Origin of the sequence: Myxococcus sp. CA051A, assembly GCF_013336705.1 — a bacterium.
Lineage (GTDB): Bacteria > Myxococcota > Myxococcia > Myxococcales > Myxococcaceae > Myxococcus > Myxococcus llanfairpwllgwyngyllgogerychwyrndrobwllllantysiliogogogochensis.
This window is the reverse complement of the sequence record NZ_JABUMS010000004.1, coordinates 660,068-684,302: the sequence shown is the minus strand read 5'-3', so window position 1 is coordinate 684,302 and position 24,235 is coordinate 660,068. Positions and strand designations below refer to the sequence as shown.

The 24,235-nt window shown below is 68.9% G+C and carries 24 protein-coding genes; 10 read left to right on the top strand and 14 right to left on the bottom strand.

Annotated features, from left to right (window positions below; translation table 11 throughout):
• The first annotated feature begins 62 nt into the window (after positions 1-62).
• Positions 63-701 carry a TIGR02265 family protein gene (locus tag HUA74_RS16290; RefSeq protein WP_141648748.1) on the top strand — a complete coding sequence of 213 codons (639 nt, stop codon included), beginning with the start codon at positions 63-65 and terminating at the stop codon, positions 699-701.
• A 15-nt stretch (positions 702-716) separates the two neighbouring features.
• On the opposite strand, the gene HUA74_RS16285 is transcribed toward HUA74_RS16290, so the two are convergent.
• On the bottom strand, positions 717-1,832 hold the full coding sequence (locus tag HUA74_RS16285) for a triacylglycerol lipase (RefSeq protein ID WP_174455233.1): 1,116 nt from the start codon (positions 1,830-1,832) through the stop codon (positions 717-719).
• A gap of 263 nt (positions 1,833-2,095) precedes the next feature.
• Positions 2,096-2,959, bottom strand: a complete 864-nt coding sequence (folD, locus tag HUA74_RS16280; protein WP_174455232.1) for a bifunctional methylenetetrahydrofolate dehydrogenase/methenyltetrahydrofolate cyclohydrolase FolD — start codon at positions 2,957-2,959, stop codon at positions 2,096-2,098.
• A 55-nt stretch (positions 2,960-3,014) separates the two neighbouring features.
• Here folD and HUA74_RS16275 point away from each other — a divergent pair, with 55 nt between their 5' ends.
• From HUA74_RS16275 to HUA74_RS16260, 4 genes are read left to right on the top strand one after another with little or no spacing between them, the layout of a single operon-like run.
• A complete protein-coding gene (locus HUA74_RS16275; RefSeq protein ID WP_141648751.1) occupies positions 3,015-3,836 on the top strand; it encodes a TerB family tellurite resistance protein in 822 nt (273 codons plus the stop codon).
• Between the two features lie 47 nt (positions 3,837-3,883).
• The gene (locus tag HUA74_RS16270) at positions 3,884-4,606 is read left to right on the top strand and encodes a Smr/MutS family protein (protein ID WP_141648752.1); all 723 of its coding nucleotides are present in this window, start codon (positions 3,884-3,886) and stop codon (positions 4,604-4,606) included.
• Positions 4,607-4,652: 46 nt separating this feature from the next.
• Positions 4,653-5,648: an adenosine deaminase gene (locus HUA74_RS16265; protein ID WP_174455231.1), complete on the top strand. Its 996-nt coding sequence runs from the start codon at positions 4,653-4,655 to the stop codon at positions 5,646-5,648.
• Positions 5,649-5,656: 8 nt separating this feature from the next.
• Positions 5,657-6,751: a quinone-dependent dihydroorotate dehydrogenase gene (locus HUA74_RS16260; protein ID WP_174455230.1), complete on the top strand. Its 1,095-nt coding sequence runs from the start codon at positions 5,657-5,659 to the stop codon at positions 6,749-6,751.
• Between the two features lie 166 nt (positions 6,752-6,917).
• Here the strand turns inward: HUA74_RS16260 and HUA74_RS45155 are convergent, their stop codons facing one another.
• The 6 genes from HUA74_RS45155 to HUA74_RS16230 form a co-directional block, all read right to left on the bottom strand.
• Positions 6,918-7,607, bottom strand: a complete 690-nt coding sequence (locus tag HUA74_RS45155; RefSeq protein ID WP_217440170.1) for a DUF4097 family beta strand repeat-containing protein — start codon at positions 7,605-7,607, stop codon at positions 6,918-6,920.
• Positions 7,608-7,709: 102 nt separating this feature from the next.
• Positions 7,710-8,858, bottom strand: a complete 1,149-nt coding sequence (gene exoK / locus HUA74_RS16250; protein ID WP_174455229.1) for a spore coat polysaccharide biosynthesis glycosyltransferase ExoK — start codon at positions 8,856-8,858, stop codon at positions 7,710-7,712.
• Entirely contained in the window at positions 8,848-10,134 is a 1,287-nt protein-coding gene (gene exoJ / locus HUA74_RS16245) for a spore coat polysaccharide polymerase ExoJ (protein ID WP_141646365.1), read from the bottom strand. Before exoJ ends, exoK begins: the two co-directional genes overlap by 11 nt.
• A 150-nt stretch (positions 10,135-10,284) precedes the next feature.
• A complete protein-coding gene (locus HUA74_RS16240) occupies positions 10,285-12,009 on the bottom strand; it encodes a DUF6178 family protein (protein ID WP_141646364.1) in 1,725 nt (574 codons plus the stop codon).
• Between the two features lie 141 nt (positions 12,010-12,150).
• Positions 12,151-12,771: a ribosome biogenesis GTP-binding protein YihA/YsxC gene (yihA, locus tag HUA74_RS16235; RefSeq protein WP_141646363.1), complete on the bottom strand. Its 621-nt coding sequence runs from the start codon at positions 12,769-12,771 to the stop codon at positions 12,151-12,153.
• A 4-nt stretch (positions 12,772-12,775) separates the two neighbouring features.
• Complete coding sequence (locus HUA74_RS16230) at positions 12,776-13,150, bottom strand: hypothetical protein (RefSeq protein ID WP_254625070.1); 375 nt, start codon at positions 13,148-13,150, stop codon at positions 12,776-12,778.
• 258 nt (positions 13,151-13,408) lie between these two features.
• Here HUA74_RS16230 and HUA74_RS16225 point away from each other — a divergent pair, with 258 nt between their 5' ends.
• From HUA74_RS16225 to HUA74_RS16205, 5 genes are read left to right on the top strand one after another with little or no spacing between them, the layout of a single operon-like run.
• Entirely contained in the window at positions 13,409-13,876 is a 468-nt protein-coding gene (locus HUA74_RS16225; RefSeq protein WP_174455228.1) for a hypothetical protein, read from the top strand.
• 8 nt (positions 13,877-13,884) lie between these two features.
• Positions 13,885-14,481 carry a dephospho-CoA kinase gene (coaE, locus tag HUA74_RS16220; protein ID WP_174455227.1) on the top strand — a complete coding sequence of 199 codons (597 nt, stop codon included), beginning with the start codon at positions 13,885-13,887 and terminating at the stop codon, positions 14,479-14,481.
• 23 nt (positions 14,482-14,504) lie between these two features.
• Positions 14,505-15,635 carry an SDR family oxidoreductase gene (locus tag HUA74_RS16215; protein WP_174455226.1) on the top strand — a complete coding sequence of 377 codons (1,131 nt, stop codon included), beginning with the start codon at positions 14,505-14,507 and terminating at the stop codon, positions 15,633-15,635.
• A 35-nt stretch (positions 15,636-15,670) separates the two neighbouring features.
• Positions 15,671-16,066 carry a MaoC/PaaZ C-terminal domain-containing protein gene (locus HUA74_RS16210; RefSeq protein ID WP_174455225.1) on the top strand — a complete coding sequence of 132 codons (396 nt, stop codon included), beginning with the start codon at positions 15,671-15,673 and terminating at the stop codon, positions 16,064-16,066.
• Between the two features lie 5 nt (positions 16,067-16,071).
• A complete protein-coding gene (locus HUA74_RS16205) occupies positions 16,072-16,551 on the top strand; it encodes a MaoC family dehydratase N-terminal domain-containing protein (protein WP_174455224.1) in 480 nt (159 codons plus the stop codon).
• 41 nt (positions 16,552-16,592) lie between these two features.
• Here HUA74_RS16205 and HUA74_RS16200 read toward each other — a convergent pair whose 3' ends face one another.
• From HUA74_RS16200 to hslU, 6 genes are all read right to left on the bottom strand, one after another.
• Entirely contained in the window at positions 16,593-17,300 is a 708-nt protein-coding gene (locus HUA74_RS16200) for a hypothetical protein (protein WP_174455223.1), read from the bottom strand.
• 139 nt (positions 17,301-17,439) lie between these two features.
• On the bottom strand, positions 17,440-18,258 hold the full coding sequence (locus HUA74_RS16195) for a hypothetical protein (protein ID WP_141646356.1): 819 nt from the start codon (positions 18,256-18,258) through the stop codon (positions 17,440-17,442).
• Entirely contained in the window at positions 18,259-20,100 is a 1,842-nt protein-coding gene (gene dnaK / locus HUA74_RS16190) for a molecular chaperone DnaK (RefSeq protein WP_141646355.1), read from the bottom strand. It abuts the gene before it with no gap.
• Between the two features lie 17 nt (positions 20,101-20,117).
• On the bottom strand, positions 20,118-21,437 hold the full coding sequence (locus HUA74_RS16185) for a J domain-containing protein (protein ID WP_141646354.1): 1,320 nt from the start codon (positions 21,435-21,437) through the stop codon (positions 20,118-20,120).
• A 108-nt stretch (positions 21,438-21,545) separates the two neighbouring features.
• Complete coding sequence (locus HUA74_RS16180; protein WP_174455222.1) at positions 21,546-22,772, bottom strand: aspartate aminotransferase family protein; 1,227 nt, start codon at positions 22,770-22,772, stop codon at positions 21,546-21,548.
• Positions 22,773-22,828: 56 nt separating this feature from the next.
• A complete protein-coding gene (gene hslU / locus HUA74_RS16175; RefSeq protein WP_174455221.1) occupies positions 22,829-24,235 on the bottom strand; it encodes an ATP-dependent protease ATPase subunit HslU in 1,407 nt (468 codons plus the stop codon).

The window sequence follows — 24,235 nt, the reverse complement described above, 5'->3', positions numbered from 1 at the left end:
TGTCGCTCAACTCCTCCCGAGGAGGGCGTGGGTTTCCCAGACAAGCGGCGTACGACCATGACATGGACGCGAGCACGCACAGGGACGAGGGTCTGGAGATGGGCGAGGAGCGCGGCGGGGTCGACCCCCTCACGGAGCTCGCGAGAAGACTGGCGTTGACCACGTCGCGCGACAAGGCGCGAGGCATGTTCTTCCTGGGCGTGCTGGACGTGGTGCGCCGCGTGGCCGGAGAGGCGGCCCGGGCCCGGTGCCTCACCACCTCCAAGGAGCGCCGCTTCGTCCCCTTCTTCCTCTACCCCATCAATGACTTCCTCCGGTTGTCGTACTGCGCCGCCGGGCTGCTCGCGCCCAGGCTCGGCGGCTTCGACAGGGCCCTGGAGACGATGGGAGCGCAGGCCACGCGGGACTTCCTCGCGTCGGCGCTGGGAAGGACGCTGCTGACCGCGGCCAATGGCTCACCCCGCCGGCTCGTCGAACACCTGCCGTGGGGATACTCCGCGTCCGTCAGCTACGGTGAGCGGCACGTGTCGTGGGAGAGCGAGCGCAAGGGCTGTCTCCACATGCGGCGCGACTTCATGCCTCCTCCGTATCACCAGGGGGTGTTGCTCGCCGTATTGCAGACCCTCGGCGCCAGGGACGTGCGCGTCGAGGGTCATGAGCCACGGCTGCTGGACTGCGACTACGCCCTGGCCTGGGAATGAGTCACGCCGTCCGCGTCACTCGTTCTGGCTGATGTAGTGGATGATGGCGGCGTAGAACCCCAGCTCGTCGAACAGGTCCGGGCCGAAGCCGACGACGTCCAGGTGGTCCTGGTCCAAGACGCTGGACAGCGACGTCATCTGCGCGCTGCCGGGCGCGTTGAGGTCCGTGACGGGCCCCAGCGAGCCGTCCACGGTGATGGAGTCCAGCCCGAGCGGCGCGTCCGTGTAGCGCAGCCGAGGCCCCATCTGCTGGGAGTTGATGCCAACCACGCCGTCGTCATCGCGCTCGTTGCGCACGCCGTCGCCCTGCCCCGCCGCGCCGTCGTTGTCACAGTCGTCGACGCAGAACCCATCCCCGTCGATGTCATAGAACGCCAGGCGCACCAGGAAGAACGCGGGATTGACCTCCAGCCCTGCCTGCGCGGTGAGCAGCGACGCATAGTGGGAGGCATAACGCGCGTCCATGGGGTTGGCCGCGTTGAAGGCCTTCATGCCCGTGACGATGCCGTCCGTGGCGTCCGCGTCGTTGTAGATGAGCTGCTTGACGGCGGCGATGCCGTCGTTGCCCGGCTTGTAGATGATGTCGCCGAAGATGTTCGCCAGCGCGGAAGCAACGGACGTCACCCCGGGCCCCAGGTCCAACACATACTTCGCCACCGGTGAGCCCCGGTGCGGCGAGGACACACTCACGATGACGTCCACCACGGCGCGGCCCTGCCGCTCGAAGAGCACCTTGGAGGCCTTGCGCGCGTCGATGCCGCCCTGCGAGTGGCCGACGATGTTCACCCGCGTCGCGCCCGTGGTCGCCAGCACGCCCTCGATATCGGACGCCAGGTCCAGCCCACGCACCTCCGAGGACTGGAAGGCCTGCACCTGCGCGCCGAACGCCCGCTGTCCCGAGTTGAGATAGGGGTTGCAGCTCAATTCCAGCAATTCGTCACACGCATCCCCCACGAAGTTGCCCAGCTCGTCCCCGAAGTAATCAAAGCCCAGCAGGTCGTCATAGCCGGACAGGCCATGCGCGAAGACCACCGGATGAAGCGTGCGCTGCGCTTGCTGTGCCCAGGCGACGCCCTCCCCTCCCATCCACCAGGCGCAGACGAGCGCCAACCCTGTCTGAATCCCTCTCATGTCACTCACTCCTCACCCACGCCTGCTCGCGTGGGCCCTCAGCGCCTCTGCGGGCAGACCCGCCACCCGCACGGCTCGTGTCCGGCCCGTTCCCCCTGGCCAGCACCCACCGACGAACAACGTGCGACACGAGACAACCGGGCAGTCAGGCCCGGCGAAGGACTCGTCGGAGAGCGTCTGCCTTTACTAGCGAAGACCCGGCTCCCCGGGGCGGCCAATTCCAGGAGCGTCGTGAAACACACACGTCAGCGCCCCAAAGACTGTCAATGGGAGGAAGGGACAAGACTCCGGATGGCCGCCTCGAGCGTGTTGCGGATGAGCATGGCGATGGTCATGGGCCCGACGCCGCCGGGCACGGGGGTGAGGAAGGACGCGCGCTCGGAGGCGGCGGCGAACTCCACGTCACCCACCAGCTTGTTGTCCTCCTCCTTGCGGTTCATCCCCACGTCGATGACCACCGCGCCAGGCTTTATCCACGCGCCCTTCACCAACTCCCGCACGCCCACCGCCACGACGAGGATATCCGCCCGCGACACCTCGCTCGGCAGGTCGCTCTTGCTGTGGCAGAGGGTGACGGTGGCGTTGCGCTGCAGGAGCATCAGCGCCATCGGCTTGCCCACGATGTTGCTGCGGCCCACGACGACGGCCCGCTTGCCGGACGGCTCGCAGCCAATCTCCTCCAACAGCCGCATGACGCCCAGGGGCGTGCAGGGCCGGGTCGCCGCGCGGCCCAGCAGCAGGCTGCCCGCGTTCATCGGGTGGAAGCCGTCCGCGTCCTTCTCCGGCCGCACCGCGGAGATGATGACGTCCGCGTCGATGTGCCGGGGCAGGGGCAGCTGCACCAGGATGCCGTGCACCGCGGGGTCCTCGTTGAGCCGGTGCACCAGCGCCAGGAGCTCGTCCTGCGACACCGTGGAGTCCCGGTGGTGCTCCCAGGAGTGGAAGCCCACTTCCTCGGCGGCCTTCTTCTTTCCGGTGACATACGTCTTGGACGCGGGGTCTTCCCCCACCCGCACCACGGCGAGTCCGGGGACGAGGCCCCGCTCCACCTTGAGCCGATCCACCTCCGCCTTCACCTCGGCTCGCACCCGCGCCGCCACTGCCTTGCCGTCGATCAACTGGGCCATAGCGCGGCCCACTCTATGAGAGACTCCCTTCCCGGTAGGGAGGGAAACCGCGGCCATGGGCTCAGGAAAAGTGCTCGGGGTGATGATAGGTCTCTGTGTCGGGCTGCTCATCGGCAGTCCGTGGGCCATTGTCCTGCTTGGGGCAGTGGGTGGCTTCGTCGGACACCGGTTCGACGAGATGAACGCCCTGCCCGCCGAGTCCCCCGACGCCCTCGCCGACTTTCCCCCCGTCGTGCCCTCCGCGTTCGCGGGACGGGGCGGGCCCCGCGACGCCGCGTCCGTGCAGGAGGAGGCCGACGCGCACCTCACGCGCAGCCTCTGTGCCCTCTTCGTGGAGGTCGCTCGCGCCGACGGTGAAGTCCGCCGCGAGGAGGTCCGGGAGATTCGCCGCTACTTCGAGGAGGTCCTCAAGTACGGCCCGGACTCGCTCGAGTTCGTCCGAGGGCGCCTCAAGGACTTCATCTCCGTCCCGCCCGACCTCGATGACGCCGTGGCGGCCTGCCAGGAGGCGCTCCCTTCCAGCGAGCGGCGCCGGCTCCTGGACGCGCTCTTCGAGCTGTCGCTCGTGGACGGCTCCCTGCAGCGCTCCGAGCGCGAGGTGCTCAGCCGGGTGGGCGACGGCCTGAAGCTCTCCGCCGAGGAGCAGCACGCCATCGCCGCGCTGCACCTGGGTGACAGCTCGGCCCACTACGAGGTACTCGGGCTGACGCCCGACGCCACGGACTCCGAGGTAAAGAGCGCCTTCCGGCGGCTCGCCGCGGAGCTCCACCCGGACAAACATGCCCACCTGAAGGGCGAGGACGCCGAAGAGGTCGCCCGCCACTTCCAGGAAGTCCGCGACGCCTACGAGGAAATCCGGCGCCTGCGCGGGATGTAGCCCCCGGTTACATCCCGCCATCGCCCACGACGAGGTCTTCTCCCGCCATGAGCTCGCAGAAAAAATCCCCTCCGAAGAAGAAGGACGAGGCGTTCCACAACAACCCCTTCAAGGGCGCCATCAAGTCCATCCAGGACCAGGAGAAGAAGGAGGCACAGGCCCGCGCCGCCTCCGAGGCGGAGAAGCGCAAGCCCGCGGCCGCCCCCGTGCGCGCCAAGGCGAAGCCGACCCGAGAGAGTGCCGAGGACGACGCCGCCCTCTTCTATTCCGCCATGGACGGCGTGGCGCAAATCACGAATCGGGGCGAGGCGCCCAAGTCCAACCCGCGCCTGCCGGAGCTCATCGACGAAAACGCGGAGGCGCTCGCGCAGCTCTCCGAGCTGGTCGCCGGCCAGGGAGACTTCGACATCTCCTCCGGCGCGGACGAGTTCCTGGAGGGCACCAGCCCCGGCGTGGACCGCAACCTGCTGCGCGCCCTGCGCCGCGGAGACTTCTCCATCCAGGGTCAGTTGGACCTGCACGGCAAGACGCAGCCCGAGGCGAAGGCGGCACTGGAGCGTTTCCTCTCCGACAGCCGCCGCGCCCGCCACCGGTGCGTGCTCATCGTCCACGGACGCGGTTTGCACTCCAAGGACCAGATGCCCGTCTTGAAGGAGCTGATGAAGTCGTGGCTGTCACAGAAACGTATTGGCGGACTGGTGCTGGCGTTCGCCACCGCACGTCCACAAGACGGAGGAACGGGGGCTGTCTACGTCCTGCTGAGACGGTGACAGCCGTATCCTTTACGCGCGCCCGGCACTGTGCATACATACCGCCATGGCACGTGAACTGATCGACCTGCACATCCACGTGGGCGGCTCGGTGGCCCCCCACATCCTCTGGTCCATCGCCCATCAGCAAGGCTTCAAGCTCCCAGTCAAGACGTACTTCGACTTCGTGGAGCTCATCACCTCCCGTCCGGGCAAGGTGGGGAGCCTGGACGACTACCTGAAGATCCTCCACACCTGGACGGAGAAGATTCAGTCGTCGCCCAGCGCGATTGAGCGCTCCGTCTACGAAATCATCGGCAAGGAGTACCGGGGCAGCCGGGTGACGCAGATTGAGCTGCGCTTCAATCCCATGAAGCGCAACCTCCAATCCGAGCTGGACCTGGACCACATCATCCACGCGGCGCTGCGCGGCATGGACCGGGCGGTACTCGAGTACGGCGTGAAGGTGGGCTTCATCTTCTGTCTGGCCCGCGAGTTCGACCACCGGCTCAACAGCATCCTGGTGGACAAGGCCATCAAGTACCGCACGCGCGGCGTGTACGGCATCGACCTGGCCGGCACGGAGACCAACGCCATGGAGCTGAAGCCGGAGGTCGTCGCGCAGTACGAGGACCTCTTCGCCCGGGCGCGGCGCGCGGGGCTCAAGTGCACGGTGCACACCGGCGAGACGCGGGGCACGGGCGCCGAGGGCGTCATGTCCGTGGTGGAGAAGCTCAAGCCGCACCGCATCGGCCACGGCATCCGCGCGGCCTATGACGAGAACGCGATGAAGGTGCTGCGCGAGAACGACATCGTGCTGGAGCTGTGCCCGACGTCGAACCTGCACACCAAGGCGGTGGAGGGCGTGGAGGAGCTGCGCCACATCATCCGCACCTTCTGGGACCGCAAGGTGAAGTTCACCATCAACACCGACGGCCCCTACCTGCTCGAGACGGACATGCGCCGGGAAATCGAGCTGGTGGAGAACAACGGCATCCTCACGCCGGAGCAGGTGGACCAGACGCTCGCCTGGGCCCGCCAGGCGTCGTTCATCCCCGCCTGAGCCCGCGCATGTACGGACTGACTCGCTCGCTGCTCTTCCGACTCCCGGCGGAGCCCGCGCACCGGCTGGGCCTCTTCGGGTTGAGGGAGCTGGGGCACTCCCAGGAGCTGTGCCAGTCCCTGCGGGGACGGGCCCTAAGGGGCGGCACCGACGCGCTGGCCGTGGAGGTGGCGGGCCTGCGCTTCGCCCACCCCGTGGCCCTGGCCGCGGGCCTGGACAAGGACGCGGAGGCGGTGGACGGCCTGTTCGCCTGCGGCTTCTCCGCCGTGGAGATTGGCACCCTCACCCCCCGTCCCCAGCCGGGCAACCCGACGCCCCGCTTGTTCCGTCTGCCGGAGCACCAGGCCGTCATCAACCGCATGGGCTTCAACAACCACGGCGCCGCCGTGGCCGCGGCGCACCTGCGCCAACGCGACTGGCGCCCTGGCCCGCTGGGCATCAACGTGGGCAAGAACAAGGACACGCCGCTGGAGCGGGCGGTGGACGACTACGTGGCGTGCGTGGACGCGCTCGCGCCCCTGGGCGACTACGTGGTGGTCAACGCCTCGTCACCCAACACGCCGGGCCTTCGCAAGCTCCAGGAGCCCGAGCAGCTCTCCGCGCTCCTGGGCGCGGTGCAGGAGCGTCTGGCCTCCGTGGCTCCAGGCAAGCCGCTGTTCCTCAAGATTGCCCCGGACCTGACGCCCGAAGCCGTGGACGAAGTGGTGGACGTGGTGCGCGCCCAGAAGCTCGCGGGCCTCATCGCCACCAACACCACGGTGGCGCGGCCCTTCGAACATCCGCTCGCGAAGGAGGCCGGCGGCCTGTCCGGCGCTCCCGTGCGAGAGGCCGCCAACGCCGTCATCCGCCGCGCGTACCAGCGCTCGGGCGGAGCGCTGCCCATCATCGGCGTGGGCGGCGTCTTCACCGCCGAGGACGTCTACGAGAAGCTGCGTGCGGGAGCATCCGTGGTGCAGGTGTACACGGGCTTCATCTACGAGGGGCCGGGCATGGTGCGCCGCATCCTCCCCGCCCTGTCCGCCCTGCTCGCGAGAGATGGCTTCACGAGCGTCACGCAGGCCATTGGCGCGGAGCACCGGAGCGCGGGGACGCCCGCTTCCTGAAGGCCGGGGCTCGCCCTGGGGGCGGCCCGTCGGCCGGGGGCCCCTCGTCTCGCGCCACGGTGGTGGGGACGAAAGGGGCCCGACAAAAAAGTGAGCGCTCGCCGGCGCCTTGGAGTTTCACCGGCGAGCGCCCCGGGCCGTCTGACTGGGAGACGGGCCTCGAAAGCTATTCCTGGACGGTCAGCGAGCCACCGACGGTGCTCACTTCCACCTCGTGGGTGCCCGCGCCATAGGTCTTCTTCCGCGAACCCAGGGCGACGCTGCTCCCGTTGAAACTCCCCCCTACAGAGCTGAATTCCACCTGCGCGTCCGCTCGCTCCGGCAGCTTCAGCCGGACGTTGCCCGACACCGTCGTGATTTCGGTGTCCTCGAGCTTCCGGGGAGCCAGTACCACCTCTCCCTCAACGCTACTCACCGACAAACGTCGCTCCGAGCCGTTCACTTCCACACGGCCGTTGACGGTGGCGTGCTTCTGCGGCCCCGTCACGCCCTTCACCACCACCGCCCCGTTCACGACCGACACTTCCAGCTCCGACGCGCGCGGCACCTTCACCGTCAACCGCACCGTGCCCTGGTCCGCACGGCATGACTGCTGCCGTTCCGCACACGGCCCACAGCACACCCTCGCCCGCACCTCGTCACCTTCCTGGGTGACTTCGACCTCCAACGGCTTCCGGGAATTGTCGGGGTTTTCCGGAACCGCCTCGATTACCACAGTATTCCCGTCTACCGCATCTACGCGGACCGCGCCATTAACATTGGAAAGATGGACCTGGGGAGTTCCATCCGTGTCGAACTTCCAGGTCTGCGTCGTCGGGGCGGCGGAGGCCAGCACGGCCAGGAGGGGCAGCAGCATGAAGGGTGCTCCGAGGTAGGGTGTGAACACCCCACCTACGGACGAGCCGGCGCCCCATTGCCGGCCAACGACGCGAAGTATCCACGCCGGTCTGACATGCCCTCAGGGGCCGTGGACCACGCGTTGATACAGCGCGTCATGGAGGCGGATCAGCCGCTCCAGGGACAGCTCGCGGGCGACGAAGTCCCGGGCCGCGCGGCCCATGCGCTTGGCCTTCTCCGGGCTCGAGAGCAGCTGGTTGAAGGCCTGCGCGAGCTGCGCCGGGCGCTCGGCGGGGACGACGAGGCCGCGCTCGCCGTCGCGGACGAGGTCGGTGTTCCCCCCCACCCGCGTCACCACCATGGGGAGGCCAGCGGCCATGCCCTCCATGACGGCGTTGGACATGCCCTCCGCGCTGGAGCACAGCACGCCCAGGGTGGCGCGCGCGTAGATGGCGGCGACGTCCGTGCGGTGCCGCAGGAAGTGCACGGTGTCCGACACCCCCAGCTCCGCGGCCAGCTTCTCCAGGCTCTTGCGGCGGGGCCCGTCGCCCACGAGGAAGGCGTGCAGCGGCGTGCCTCCGTGGTGGAGCATGGCGAGCGCCAGCAGCAGGTCCTCCTGGCGCTTCACCGGGTGGTTCATGTTGGCGACGTGGACGATGACGGGCGCGTCGCCGGTGTCGGGCAACGGGGACTTGAGGCCCTCGCGCATCCGCGCGTCGAAGCGGGCCAGGTCCAGGCCGTTGTGGATGACGGAGACGCGGGAGGCGGGCAGGCCCTCCTCTTCCACCAGCATCCGGCGGATGGCCTCCGCGTTGGCGACGACGTGGTCCGCCATGGCCGTCAGCCGCGAGTGCACCGCGCGCCGCGCGCTGCCCTGCCAGTGGGACAGGTCCAGCCGTCCGACGATGACCTTCGTCCCAGCGAGCTTCGCGGCCGGCACGGCGATGAGCGTGGAGTAGAAGTCATGCACGTGGACCAGGTCCACGCGGTTGGTCTTCAGCCACCGGGCCATGCGCATCACCTGGTACGCGGTGTTGGCCTGCGCGACGGAGCCCTTCAGGGGAAACGTCTCCGCCACGTAGCCCAGCTTCCACACCGCGCCCATCAACGGCCCCGCGTCCTCCAGTACGGAGACCTGGAGCTGGTAGCTGGGGGGAAGGCCCCGCAGCAGCTCCAGCACCTGCACCTCCGTGCCGCCAATGTGGAACGACCGGGTGAACTGCACCAGGCGCAGTGGCCTGGCCCCCATCTTCACGTCCTCACGCCGCATGTCCCGACCCCTCCCACGCCCCCACGGGCCCGACAGGCGCCTGTCCGTCCGGGATGCCCACCGTCTCCGTCACCTCCGCCGCGCGGGCGATGCGGTGCGCCGCGGCAGCCAGGCCGAAGAGCACGTAGCAGTGAGCGGAGAGGATGTATCCGGAGAACAAGTCACACGTCAGGTAGCCCGCCACGGACGCGGACAGCGCCCGTGCAATCCAGCCCACCTCTCGACTGCGTGATGCGGTGAAGGCGCCTCCGGATGCGCCTCCCGCGAACATCATGAAGAGCGCCAGGCCCACCCAGCCCAGCTCTCCCACGACGTCCAGGAAGATGTTGTGCGCCACGTACGCGCGCCGCGCTTCTGGAGGCGCGTACTCCGCCCACGCGTAGCGGAAGCTGCCCGCGCCCACCCCCAGCAGCGGCCGGTCCAGGCTGATGCGGCTGGCCACCTGCCACGCGTAGACGCGGCCCATCGCGGACGCATCCTCGTGGAAGGCCGCCACCGTCTCGTTGCGGGCCCAGAAGCTCTCCGGCGCGAAGACGAGCAGGCCCATCACGAAGAGCGCGCCCACGACGATGGCCTGGATGCGGCGCTTCTCACGGAAGGCCCACAGGCCCATGGCGACGGACAGGCCGATGAAGCCACCGCGCGAGTGCGACAGGACGATGGCCACCACCGCCAGCACCGCCGCCAGCAGACACGCCACCCGCCACACCCAGGGCGAGCCCTTGCGGGCCACGAAGGCCACCGCGAGCGGCACCACCAGCACCAGGTTCATGGCCATGTGGTTCGGGTCCGCGTACACGCCCACCCAGCGCGCGCGGAAGCCCTCCACCAGATTCTCCCCCACCACGTACCAGTTGATGACGCCAATGGACGTCACCACGGAGGCCAGGACAATGGACCCGCACACGACGGCGAGCCTGCGCCCATTGGAGATGACGTTGACGACGGTGAGGTAGATGGCCGTCAGCTTCAACAGCTCCATGCCCGTGTAGCGGGCCACCTCCGCGTTCACCGCCCACGACACGGACAGCACCGCCAGGCAGGAGAAGCCGATGAGCCCCCAGCCCCGCGCGCCATCCAGGTAGAGCGGCTCCGCGCGCCCCAACCTCCGAATCACCATCAACCCCGCGGCCACCACTGACGTCAGCAGCGCCAACCGAAGCGGCGCCAGCACGGGGATCCACTCACCCGGCACCGCGTACATCACCGCGGCGAATGCGGTCAGCGCATAGAAGGCCCACACGTCACGGCGCTGCCCCTGCTCTCCCGGCACCATGTCCCTCCTCCTCTGGCAGTTCACGCGCGTACACCTTCGCGTGCGCCACGCAGTAGCAGAGGGCGTGCCAGGGTCCGGGCTCGCAAAGGCCCGGATCTCCACAGGCCGGAAGGCCCCCGGATGCCCGGAGACCCTCCCGGACTGAAAAAGCTACGGCACCGGGTGGCTCTCCATGGGCAGGACTTCGGACGCGACGGGACTCCACTTCGCGTCCTCCAGCCACGCCGCGCCCAGCTCCGACAACAGCCGCGTGAGCGTCACACCCACCATGCGGCGCAGCTCCGCGCGAGCCTCCGGGGCCACCGCGCCCTCCAGGCCCGACAGGGCGCGCACGGAGGCGGAGTCGAGCAGGCGCGGGGCCTGGGGGGTGCCCTCGAAGAGGCGCTGGCCCAGCTCCACCGTGCGGCCCAGCGGCACCGGGCGGGCGTCCGGCCGGGCCTCCAGCACCGCCATGGCGACCACGGCGGCGAAGAGGCGCTCCACGCCAAGTGTCTCCAACGGAACACCGAAGCGGGCCACCGCCTCGAGCGCGGACTCCGGCGTGCCACCCAGCACGCCCCGGAAGACCTCCACCTGGGCCTCCGCGCGCGCCAGCACGGCCTCGCTGGCGGCGACTTCGCGCAGCGAGCGGAACGGCACCGGCTCCGCGCCCTCCACCTTCAGCGCGCGACGGGGCCGCTTGCGGCGCAGCGCCTCCAGCGCGGCGGCCTCCTCCGGCAGCACCAGCAGCACGCCGTCCACCACCGCTCCCGGCGACTTCGCCAGCCGGTCCGCGCGGAACTTGAGCTGGAGCGTCAGCGTGAAGCCCGTCTGGAAGATGCGCCGCAGGGGCGTGTCGCGCAGCACCTCGGTGGCCTGCGAGGGGTCCGCCCCCGTCAGGTGCTCCAGCCCGAGCGAGAGGTAGTCCCGCACCATCTCGCCGACCCGGCGCACGGCGTCCAGGTCGCCGGGGTCCGCGAGCTCCGCCACCAACGCCGCGTTGGCCACGCCCGCCAGTTCGTCCTCCGCGTTCTGACGTTCGACCTCCGTCAGTCCCCGGAACGCCGCCGCCAGGTAGTCCACGTGGCCCTGGGACGCCGTCAGCGCCGCCGGGGTTGACGTACTCGAGGGCCGACGCGACGGAACGTCCACGCGGCTGAAGAGGGCCATCGCGTCCTCCAGCGTCGGGAAGCCCAAATCGAGCAGACGCGCCTTGCGGAACTGGAAGGCCGTCTCCTCCAGCTCGGCGGGAACCTCCCAGCGCACGGCCTCCAGCAGGCGCACGGCCTCGAAGGGGTTCTCCGCGATGAGGTCGGTGACGAGCGCGCGCACCGCGGACATCTCCGCGCCCTCGGCCTTGATTTCGACCAGGTAGCGACCCTCCGGAGTCTCCAGCGTCACCCCCTGCGGGTTGACGTCCGGGTTCTCCTCCAGGTCATGCACGGCGACCAGTTCGTGCAGCAGGTACTCGAGCACCTCCATGTCCACCGCGTGCAGCTTGCGCAGGAACTCCGGGGTGTCATCGAAGCCGCCGCGCGCGGCGCGCAGCCACGTCAGCACGGCGTGCGAGTCCAGCTTGTCGCGCTTCCACGCGCCCAGGTCCACGAAGGCGCGGAACTGGCCGGGCGACGCGAGCTGCACCAGCTCCGTCGCGTCCTCGAGCCCCACTTCCTGGATGGTGACGTAGAGGCTCTCCGGAGGCAGGGCGCGCACCAACGCCTGTGCATCCGCTCCCTCCAGAAGCGCGTCCATGCGCCTCCGGGGTGACAGCCTCATCAACTGCTGCTGCAACTCGCGCAGGGCGAGCTGCGAATCCCTGCCATTACCCTTGCCGTTCTCGGAGGACACGGCGCCGTGCCTACCACAGCGCCTCCCTCGTCGGGAGGGGAACGCCACGGAGAGCGGCGACTAACCCGCTTCAGGTATGTCAGTTAACCGCGCTCGGAGTGGGGCGAATGACCTCTCCGAGGGGGCTGCCTTAACGGACTATGCTGAAGCGGGTTAGACGATGGAGCCCCGGGGTACCGGAGCCTGGGCTCAAACGCGCGAGGCCTTGCCGAAGGTGTCCAGGAGCGCGCCCCAGACCTCGTCCACGCCCCGCCGCTCCGTCGAGGAGAACGGAAGAATCGCCTCCATGGGCAGGTCCAGCTGACGCGACAGCTCCTGGAGCCGGGGCAGCGTCTTGGCCTTGGTGAGCCGGTCGATCTTCGTGGCCACCACCAGCACCTTGCGCTTGTGGGATTGCAGATAATCGAGCGTGGCCAGGTCGTCCGGCGTCGGGCCGACCTCCGCGTCGATGATGCTCACCACCACTTCGAGCCGATGCCGCTTCTCGAGGTAGGTGGTGATCATCTGCTCCCACTGGGCCTTGTCCGCCTTGCTCGCGCGGGCGAAGCCGTAGCCCGGCAAGTCACACAGGCGCACCTGGTGGCGGAAGGTGCCGCGCTCCAGGTCCACGTCGAAGAAGTTGAGCGTCCGGGTACGGCCCGGGGTGTTCGACACGCGCACCAGCTTCTTGCGGCCGGTGAGGGTGTTGATCATGGAGGACTTACCAACGTTGGAGCGGCCAACGAAGGCCACCTCGGCGGTATGTCCCTGCGGGTAGCCCTTGGGCTCCACCGCGGTGACGACGAAACGGGCGTCCAGAATCTTGATCAATCGACTATTTCTTCGCGGTGGAGGGGGGAGTGGCCGGGGCCTCGGTCCGGGCCGCGCGACGGGCGCGTTCGGCCGACCAGTGGTCAATGGCCTTGAGCGACTCCTTGAAGTCGAACGGCCGCAAGGAGGGCGAGGAGGCGTCGTGGCAGGAGCGGCACTGCTTCTCGGACGGGTCCACCAACCCCACCAGGCGCGCCAGCTCCGGGTCCTTCATCACGTACTCGGGCGAGTAGTACTGGCCGCCGCCGTGACATGTCTCGCAGCTCACACTGGCCTGCGTCTGCGCCACCTGGTCCGGTGAGTGGCACGACAGGCAGCGGCCGTCCTTCTGCTGCTGCTCGGAGAGGGAGCTCACCGCCCGGGCGTGTTTGGACTGCATCCACGCCTCGTAGGCCTCCGGGTGGCAGCCCTTGCAACTGTCAGCGCCGACGAAATCAGCCGCCCCGGCCGCGCCACAGAGGGCCAGCAGGAGGACGGAAAGAATCCTGGAGCCAGGAGCGCGCATGGCTCGCGAAGTAGCAGACCCCCCCGGACGGGGCAAGGCGTCTCGTGGTTGAATGCCCGTCGGAATCGTCCGTTGAAAAGAGAGGGCAGCGCTTGAGCCCCGCCCGCCCTTTCCATTAGGGAGGAAGTCGTGATGAGGACCTTGATTGCGCTCGCCGTGATTGCCGTCGCCTTCCCCGCTGTCGCCAAGCCGTGGCAGGGCGTGGAGCCCGGCGTCACCAAGAAGGACGAGGTCGTCAAGAAGTTCGGCGAGCCCTCGCGCACCGTCAGCCAGGACGGCAAGGAGACCATCGCCTACCTCGGCAAGGAGGCCATCAAGGGCACCAGCCAGGCGCAGTTCAAGGTGGACCCCGGCACGGGACTCATCGAGCGCATCGACGTCTTCCCCGGGCCCGTCATCGACAAGGAGACCATCGAGACGAGCTACGGCCCCGCCTGCCCCTCCGGCCCCGTGCCCTCCTCGCCGTGCTACCAGCGCAAGCTGACGGACGACTTCCGCACCTACTTCCTCTACCCGAAGCTGGGGCTGGCCATCTTCTTCAACGAGGACGGCAAGACGGTGCAGTCGTTCACCTTCACCACGCAGAAGGCCGCGAAGTAGGCCCGCGGATGCACGTCTTCGGACTGACGGGCGGCATCGGTTCCGGAAAGAGCACCGTCACCCGGATGCTCCGGGAGCTGGGCGCGGAGGTGCTCGACGCGGACGTGCTCGCCCGCGAAGTCGTCGAGCCGGGCACGCCGGGCCTCGCCGCCATCGCGGAGCGCTTCCCTGGCGTGGTGGGCCCCGACGGCCGCCTGGACCGAGCGAAGCTGGGCGCGCACGTGTTCGGCAACGACACGGAGCGCGCCGCCCTCAACGCCATCACCCACCCTCGCGTTCGCGAGGCCTTCATGGAGAAGCTCGAGGCGCTGACGGCTCGGGGCGTGGAGCGTGTCATCTACGACGTCCCGCTGCTGATCGAGGCCGGGATGCACGAGTGGATGGAGGGGGTGGCGCTGGTGTGGGTGCCCCGGGACCTGCAAAAAGCACGGCTGATGGCGCGTGACGGGCTGGATGCGACGGCCGCCGAGGCTCGGCTGGCCGCCCAGCTCCCCCTGGACGGCAAGCGGGTCCACGCGACGTGGGTCATCGACAACAGCCAGGACCTGTCATCCACCCGGGAGCAAGTGGAGTCGGTCTGGCGCGCCATGCTCGCGCGCGGCTGACGGGCGAGTATGCTCCGCGCGCAATGAGCGAGACGCGCAAGAAGACCGGTGCTGGGACGTATTTCATCACCGGCTATCCGGGGTTCATCGGCAAGCGGCTGGTGGAGCACATCGCGCGGGAGGACCCGAAAGGGCACGTCTACGCGCTGGTGCAGCCCAAGGCGCTCAAGGAAGCGCAGAAGCACGCGTCCAAGCTGAAGGGCGCCACGGTGGAGCTGCTCACCGGTGACGTGGTGGACATGCACCTGGGCCTGTCGGGCGAGGAGTACCAGCGCCTGTGCGAGCGGGTGACGGACATCTTCCACCTGGCGGCGGTGGCGCAGCTGGGCGTGGCCAAGGACACCGCGTGGCGCGTGAATGTGGACGGCACGCGCAACATGCTGGAGCTCGCGCGCGACTGCGAGCACCTGGCGCGCTTCAACCACTTCTCCACCTGCTACGTGTCCGGCGACCGCGTGGGCGTCATCGCCGAGGACGAGCTGGACCGCGGCCAGGGCTTCCGCAATCCCTACGAGGAGACGAAGTTCCAGGCCGAGCGGTTGGTGATGCGCGCCAGCTCCACCCTGCCCGTCACCGTGTACCGGCCCTCCAGCGTGGTGGGCGATTCGCGCACGGGGGAGATCGACAAGTTCGAGGGGCCCTACTACCTGGGCATCCTGCTCGTCACGTCGCCGCTGGTCGTGCCGCTGCCCCTGCCCGGCAACGGCGTGGCGCCGCTCAACGTGGTGCCGGTGGACTACGTGGTGGAGGCGGTGTGGCGCTTGTCGAAGGACCCTCGCGCCGCGGGCCGCACGTTCCACCTGGTGGACCCGAACCCGATGAGCGCACGGCGCGTGTACGAGCTCATCGCGGAGAAGGCGAACAAGAAGCTGCCGCGCTTCAACCTGTCGGCGCGCGCGGCGGACGTCATGCTGCGGCTGCCGGTGCTGGAGAAGCTGGCCCGGCCGCAGCGCGCGGCCATCAGCTATGTGAACCATCTGGCCATCTACAACTGTCACAACACGCTGGAGCTCTTGGACGGCACGGGCGTGCGTTGCCCTCCCCTGTCCTCGTACCTGGACCAGTTGGTGGCGTATGTGCGCGAGCAGTACCGCAAGCGCCGAGAAGGCTCTGAAGTGGATGACCCGTTGGACCAGGGCTCCGCGACGGGGTGAGCGAGCGGGGCCTCCGTGCTAAATCAGGGGGCCTCATGGCACGCACCTTCCAGGTAGGCGATACCTTCACGCACGTCCGCGAGTGCGACCTGTACCGGCCGATCTACTACGCGGGCGCATCCGGGGACTTCAATCCCATCCACATCGACCCGGAGGTCGGCAAGGTGGCCGGCCTCGACGGCGTCATCTTGCAGGGGCTCTGCACGCTGGGCTGGGCGGTGGAAGCCGTCGCCGTCTTCGTGGGAGACCCGGGCCGCATCCGCAAGGTGAAGGTGCGCTTCTCTCGCCCTGTTCGTCCCGAGGACGTCGTGACGTTCGAAGGCAAGGTCACCGCCATCGAAGCGGACCGGCTCACCACGGAAGTCACCGCCACCAACCAGCGCGGCGAGGCCGTCCTCAAGGGCGCCGTCGTCGAAGCCTCCATCGGATAGTCGCCATGGCCATCGACAAGCGCTTCATCGGCCGGGAATACGGCCCGTACACGTACACGATTGGCGCGGAGAAGCTGCGCGAGTTCACCCTGGCCGTGGGAGGCGCGCATCCCGCCGCCGGCACACCGGGCGAGCCGCCTGAGCACGTCAGTCCCCTCCTCTACGACGACACCGCCGCGAAGCAGGGCCCGTACGGCGACCTGATTGCGTTCCCCAGCTTCGCCGTCGTCTTCGCCATCCGCCCGTTCGGCGCGGCCGTCGCGGACCCGGAGCTGGGCGTGAATCTGCTGATGCTGGTGCACGGTGAACAGGAGCTGGAGTTCCTGGACGTCATGCGCCCCGGCGACGTGATGACGACCACGGGCCGCATCGAGAACATCTACGTGAAGGCCGGCAAGGAGTTCGTCGTCGTCAGCACGGAGTCGCGCAACCAGCGCGGCGACGTCGTGGTGAAGGGCGTCTGGACGGGCGTCGTCCGCGCGTAGCCGTGGCACGTGGGCTCGGGGTCATTGCCCCCGGGCCCGCCCTACTCCTGGGTGCGCATGAGGGTGTCGACCGCGGCCCTGTCCGCCTCGAGCGACGCCCGCTCCGAAGCCGGGAGCACCAGGGCGTCGAATTCGCGGAGCGATTGATTCGCGCGTGGCAGGTCCGCCAGCGCCACGGCCAGCTCGGCACGAGCCACCAGCGCCCGCGCTCGCTCCAGCGGCGTGCCGGCATCGGGCTTCTTCAGCGCGGCGTCGAGGACCTTCGCGGCCGTCGCGTCGTCACTCTTGAAGTCACGCAGCCTCCGGGCGGTCTTCAGCGCCTTGCCCAACAGCGTGGCGGAGTCGTCCTCGTCGTCACCGTAGCCACCAGGCTCGTCGCGACGGATGAACATCACGCTGTTGCCGGACGGGTCGACGACGGTGAAGCGTGTCTGCCCCTTCTTCATCCGGGTGATTCTCGGCACGCCTCGCACGGGCACCTTGCCGTAGGTCTTTCGCAGGGCCGCCGCGAAGCCTTCGTGCAGCTCCTCGACTTCGTCGACGATGATGAGACAGCAGCTATAGGCCGCCAGCGGGTCCAACCCCTTCACGCCAAAGAAGTGGAGCTGGGCCCCTCCACGCCGCGTCGCCGCGTAGGGATTCGGCAGGCGCTGCTGGTACGTCACCTCGAAGCCCAGCAGCCCATAGAACTCGAGCGTCGGTTCGAGCGCGACACAGGGCAGCGCCGGAATGCTGGCGTCATGCTTCATGGGTGTGTGCCTCCCGCGCGACGCGGGCCCAGGAGTGGCCTCGACTCACGCGCAAACAAGAAATAACCTGTCATCATGACAGGACCCTGTCAATCGACCTGAAAAAGGCGCGCCTGCGTGGACCCGGCTTCGAGGGAGGTCAGGCGGCGGCGATGACGCCTTCGTCGAGGAGCTGGGCGAGGATGCGGGCGGTATCCAGCCGCGTCATCCCGGACAGCGAGAAGAGGTCCTCGAACGTCACGGCGCCATCAATCTGCGCGAGCACGAAGCCCGCGCGGTGGTCCAGGCTGAGCCAGATGATGTCGTCCGGCTGGAGACGCACGCGGGGCACACGGCCCAGGTCGCCCAGCTTCGACTCCAGCATGGCCATCAGCATGCGCTCGCTGCGGATGAGCAGCACATCCACGCGCGGGTCTCCCGGCGCCAGCTCCTGCGCCTTGAACAACAGGTCCACCGCGCCCGAGTGGTCATCCAGCTCCAGCAGGTCGGCCGCGCCGCGCAGCAACCGCTCCAGCTCGCTCTCCGTGACGGGGACACCGAACTCGTCCGTGTCACCCTCGGGGACGCCGTACTCCTGCGTGGTGGGCTCATCGCGCGAGAGCAGGTCCAGCACGTCACCTCCCGGTGGAGGTCCGTCGCCCTCTGGAATCAGCACGCTGGGAGAACGCTCCTCGTCCTCTTCGTCCAGCGGATGGCCCTCGCCTTCGGCCCACGCGCCCCAGTCGCCATCCAGCGAGGGCAGTGGCGTGCCTCGCGTGGACGCATCCGCCGATGCCCCCGCGAACGGGCTACTCCGTCCGAATGGGGTCTCCAGCGCGGCCAGGGATTCGCGCGCCCGGACATTGTCGGGGTCCAGCACGAGCGCCCGCTCGAACAGCTTCTGCGCACCCTGGGCGTCGCCACTCAGGCGCAGCCACAGTCCCGCCTCGACGAGCTGGTTGGCGCGCTGGGTGCTCATCTATCGCCCCATGCCACTGCGTGACGGGCCCTTGAGCTGGGTCAGACATCCCGTGAGCAGCTCACACGCGCGGCCCAGCGCCCCCACGTCCTCACCCGCGCGGACCTGCCGCGCATGTTCCAGCACCTGCTCCGCGCGAGGCACCGCGTCGGCGGGAAGCCCACCACCCCCGGGCAACAGCCTCGCTCGCGTCAGCGCATCCATGACGTCGCGCGCGAGCGAGTCCAGCTCCATGCGCTTGACCTTGAGTTCCTCGGAGATGCGCGCGGCCATGAGGTAGCCGCGCTGTTCGTCCATGATGCGCTTGAGCTCTTCCTCGGTGAGTCCACTGGACGCGGTGACGGTGATGGACTGGCGCAGGCCCGTCTCCCTGTCGCGCGCGGAGACGGAGACGATGCCCTCCGCGTTGATGTCGAACGTCACCTCGATTTCCACCTGACCCCGAGGTGCCTCGCGCAGACCGGTGAGGACGAACTCGCCCAGCAGCTCGTTCTGGTGCGCCAGCTCGTGCTCGCCCTGGAGCACCATGATCTTCACCAGCCGCTGGAAGTCCTTCGACGTCGCGAAGACCTCCGTGGCCGACGTGGGCACCGTCGTGTTCTTCGGGATGATGCGCCGCACGTAGCCGCCGGCGATGGCCACCCCCAGGCTCTGCGGCGTGACGTCCAGGAGCAGCAGCTCGCCCTCCTGCGCCACCAGCGCGTGCGCCTGCACCGCGGCGCCCAGCGCCACCACCTCGTCCGGATGCACGCCCTTGCACGGCTCACGGCGGAAGTAGCCGCGCACCGCCTCGACAATCTTGGGCATGCGCGACATGCCACCGACGAGGATGACTTCCTTCAGCTCCGAGGCCCGCACGCCCGCCTCGCCCAGCACCTCCGTGGTGATGCCCACCACGCGCTCGGCCAGGTCCGCCGTCAGGTCATCCAGCTTCTCGCGGGACAACGCGGCCTGCAGGTGCAGCGCGGCGCCGCCACCGGGAGGCGTGCTGATGAACGGAAGGTTGAGCTGCGTCTCCTTCACGCTCGACAGCTCCACCTTCGCCTTCTCCGCCGCGTCCTTGAGCCGCTGCAACGCCATGCGGTCCTTGCGCAGGTCGATGCCGTGCTCCTTCGCGAAGCCGAAGACGAGCCACTCGATGATGCGGTTGTCCCAGTCCTCGCCCCCCAGGTACGTGTCGCCGCCGGTGCCCACCACGTCGAAGACACCCTGGTTGATCTCCAGCACGGACACGTCGAACGTGCCGCCGCCCAGGTCCAACACGGCCACGCGGCCATTCACGGTGCGGCTGAAGCCATACGCCAGCGCCGCCGCGGTGGGCTCGTTGATGATGCGCAGCACGTCCAACCCGGCGATGCGCCCCGCGTCCTTGGTGGCCTGCCGTTGGGCGTCGTTGAAGTACGCCGGCACCGTGACGACGGCCTTGCTCACCGGCCTGCCGAAGTGCGCCTCCGCGTCCGCCTTCAACTCCTGGAGGATCATGGCGCTGATCTCCGGAACCGACATGTCCTTGCCGCCCATGCGGATGCGCAGGTCATCGTGCTGCCCCGGCACCACCTCGTAGGGCAAGGAGCGCAGCGCGTCCTGCACCTCGTGCGAGGAGAACTTCCGGCCGATGAGCCGCTTGGCCGCGTACACCGTCTCCTGCGGGTTGGTGATGGCCTGACGCTTGGCGATGCCACCCACCAGCCGCTTGCCGTTCTTGGACACGGCGATGACCGACGGCGTGAGCGCCTGGCCCGTGCGGTTCTTGATGACGACGGGCTGCCCGTCCTGGACGGTGGCGACGATGCTGTTCGTCGTCCCCAGGTCGATGCCTATGAGGGGTTCGGGATCAGCCATGAGAGAGCGTGCTCATCCTAGAACGTCCAGCGCAGCTTCTTGAGCGCCGCCTTGGCCTCGGCATTGTCCGGATCCAACTTCGCTGCATCTTCGAAGACCCGCTTGGCCAGTTTCTTCGATCCCGCGTCGGCGAGCACCCGTCCCAGCAACAAATGGTGCTCGATTCGCCCTCCCTGCAGGTCCACGGCACGCTGTGCCAGGGAGCGAACCTCGCCCACGTCCTGGCCCTGCTGGAGTCCCAGTCTGGCCGCACGGAAGGCGGCCTCCGGGTTCTGCCCATCCAGGGAATACGCCAGCCGATAGGCCGCGAGCGCCCCCACGGTATCGCCGTGCTGCTCCAGTTCCCGCCCGCGCGCCAGCTCGATGGCCCCACGCTGTTCGTCGTGGCGGCGGCGCGCCTCCGTCAGCAGCGTCGTCACCTCGCGGTTCTTCGGGTCCAACGTCTGGACCTGGTGGAAGTCCTGGTAGGCCCGCTCCCAGTCGCCTCGGGCGATGGCCGCCTTGCCGCGCGCCACCAGCTCCGACAGCCGCACGTTGCGCGCCATGTACGGGTGCCGAGCGAGCCGCGCCTGCCGCTCCGCCCTGCGTGCCTCCGACTCCGCGTCCTGCACCGGAGGTGGCGTCGACGGGGCGGACGCCTGCAGCGGGGACGAGAGGCGCGCCGGGCGCGGCGTGGGAGCGAAGGGCATCAGCTCCTGGGTGGGATCCATCACCGGCACGGGCACGGGCGCGGGGGTCGCGGCGGCCACGGAAGCCGTCGCGAGCGCCGGGTGTGCCTTGAGGTACGCGTCCCGCTTGTCCTGCTGGGTGAGGATGTTGTGGGCGTCCGTGAGCCTCCGGAAGATGCGCTCCATGCGCGCGCGGAAGCTGCCCAGGTTCTTTCCGAAGTAGCGGTCCGGGTGATAGCGGCGGGACGCGTTGTAGTACGCCTGCTTCACCTCGGCGGCCGGAGCACCGGGGCGCAATCCGAGGACGGCGAAGTGATCCAACCCGTCCAGCGCCCGCTCCAGGTCGATGATCTCCTTCTTCCGCTCCGGCTCCAGGTCCACTTCCTCGGCCAGCGCGGCGTCCACCGCGGGAGCCGGCTGGTTCTTCTGCACCACGCGCGCGGGGACGATGGCCCCCTTGGCCCGCAGGGCGAGCAGCACGGCGATGGTGCGTGCTTCACCCAGGGTAGAGCGTGACAACACCTGGTCGATGCGCTCCACCCTGCCGACGAGCGACAGGACAGACGCTTCCTCCGACGAGAGCTGGAGGCGAGCGAAGTCCAGATTGGGCACCGTGGCGATGTGGTCCGTCCGGGCCCCCAGGCCGACAATCGTATTTGGCGCGCTCACAGGACGGTCCACGAATGGGTTGCCGAAAGGTCGAGCCTAGGTTTGGGGGACGCGGGGCGTCAAACACCCAGTGCCCCCTCCCAGGCTCCATCCGGCGGAAAATCGGCCTCAGAGGGCCATGAGCACCCGCTCGATGATGGCGAGGCTCTGATCCAACTCCTCCCGGGTGACAGTGAACGGAGGGGCGAAACGGACCGTCCGGTCACCCGCCGCGTTGCCCAGCACCCCGGCCTCGCGCAGCCTGGCGAGCACCTGGGGCGCCTCCCGGTCCACTTCCAGGCCCACCAGCAGGCCCTGTCCTCGGACCTCGACGACGCGACCCGGGGGCAGCTTGCCCTGGATTTCCCGCAGCCGGCCCAGGAAGTACGCACCCTTGGCCGTCACTTCGTCCAGGAAGCCCGGCTGGCGGATGACCTTGAGGGCGGCGTTGGCGGCGGCGGCGGCCACCAGGTTGCCGCCGAACGTCGAGCCGTGGCTGCCCGGGGACAGGCTCGCGCCCACGTCCTCGCGGCACAACATGGCGCCAATGGGCAGACCATTGCCCAGCGCCTTCGCCATGCTGATGGCGTCCGGCCGGATGCCCTCGCGCATGAAGCCGAAGGGGATGCCGGTGCGGCCCATGCCCGTCTGGATTTCGTCGACGAGGAGCAACAGGCCCTTCTCGTCGCACAACGCGCGCAGCCCCTTGAGGAAGCCCTCGGGGGCCAGACGCACCCCTCCCTCCCCCTGGATGGGCTCCACCAGGATGGCGGCGGTGGCCGGACCCACGGCGCGGCGGACCGCCTCCAGGTCACCGTACGGCACGTGGTGGAAGCCGGCCGGCAGCGGCTCGAAGCCCGCGTGGTACTTCGGCTGTCCCGTGGCCGTGACGGTGGCCAGGGTGCGGCCGTGGAAGCTGCGCTCGAAGGTGATGACCTCGTAGCGATCCGGCGTGCCCCGGTCCTTCATCACCTTGCGGGCCAGCTTCAGCAGCGCCTCGTTGGCCTCCGCGCCGGAGTTGCAGAAGAAGGCGCGCTCGAACCCACTCCACTCACACAGCTGCGCCGCCAGGTCGATCTGCGGCTGCGAGTAGAAAGCGTTCGACACGTGCCACAGCGAGTCCAGCTGCGCGTGCGCCGCCGCCACCAGGTCCGGATGACAGTGTCCGAGCGCGCACGTCGCCACGCCGCCGATGAGGTCCAGATACTCACGACCGTCCGCGTCCCACACGCGCGTACCCCGACCTTTGACCAGGACGATGGGCTGCTGCTTGTAGTTCTGCAGCAGGTGGCTCTTGGCCTTGGAGATGAGGGTGTCGTTGGAAGTCGAGGCGGCGGAGGGCACGGGCTGCGGCAAGGGTGTCTACCTTCCTTGGTGGTGGGGGAACGGCTGCGAGCGCGCCATATACCGCGCTAGAGGATGTAGCGCGACAGGTCCTCGTCCTGGACGATGGAACTCAGGCGCTCACGCACATAATTGCCGTCCACCTGGAAGTCGCGGGGCCCCAGCTCACTGGCGGAGAAGGACACCTCGTCGAGCAGTCGCTCCAGCACGGTGTGCAGGCGGCGAGCACCGATGTTCTGCGTGCGCTCGTTCGCCTGCTGGGCGATGCGCGCCAGCTCCGTCACCGCGTCGTCGGTGAAGGACAGGCGCACGCCCTCCGTGTGGAGGAGCGCGGTGTACTGGCGCAGGAGGGAGTTCTTCGGCTCGCGGAGGATGCGGATGAGGTCGTCACCGGAGAGCGCCTCCAGCTCCACGCGGATGGGGAAGCGCCCCTGCAGCTCGGGAATCAGGTCGCTGGGCTTGGAGACGTGGAACGCGCCCGCCGCGATGAAGAGCATGTGGTCCGTCTTCACCATGCCGTACTTGGTGTTGACGGTGGAGCCCTCGACGATGGGGAGGATGTCTCGCTGCACTCCCTCGCGCGAGACGTCCGGGCCGCTGCTGCCCTTGGCGCCCTCGCGGCTGGCGATCTTGTCGATTTCGTCGATGAAGACGATGCCGCTCGACTCGGCGCGCACCACGGCCTCGCGCTGCACGCGGTCCGGGTCCACCAGCTTCTGGGCCTCTTCCTGACGCAGCAGTTGGAGCGCCTCCGGCACGCGCACGCGACGTCGGCGCGTCTTGCTCATGCCCGGCATGTTCTTGAAGAGGTCCTGCAGGTTGACGCCAATCTCCTCCATGCCCTGGCCGGAGAAGCCGCGCATGAACGTCTGCCCGCTGTCGCTCGTCTCCACGTCCACGAACTGGTCATCGAGCGTTCCCGTGCGCAGCTGGGCGCGGAGCTTCTCCCGCTCGGTGTCTCCCAGGCGCTGTGGCGCGGGAGGAGGCGGCGGAGGCGGCGAGAAGCCGAAGGGCGGAGGCGGGGGCGGAGGAGGACGGGAGCCGCCACTGTGGAGCAGCTCCATCAGCCGGTCCTCGGCCAGCTCCTCGGCGCGGGGGCGGACCTTCTCCGTCTCCTCCTCGCGCACCAGGGAGATGGCGTTCTCGACGAGGTCGCGAATCATCGACTCCACGTCGCGGCCCACGTAGCCGACCTCGGTGAACTTGGAGGCCTCCACCTTCACGAAGGGCGCCTGCGCGAGCTTCGCCAGCCGGCGGGCAATCTCCGTCTTCCCCACGCCGGTGGGTCCAATCATGATGATGTTCTTCGGGTGGATTTCGTCGCGCAGGTCGTCATTGACCTGCTGACGGCGCCACCGGTTGCGCAGGGCGATGGCCACCGCGCGCTTGGCGGCGTTCTGCCCGACGATGTAACGGTCCAGCTCGCTCACCACCTCGCGAGGCGTGAAGGCGGACGGCTTTCGCGATTCGGCCAC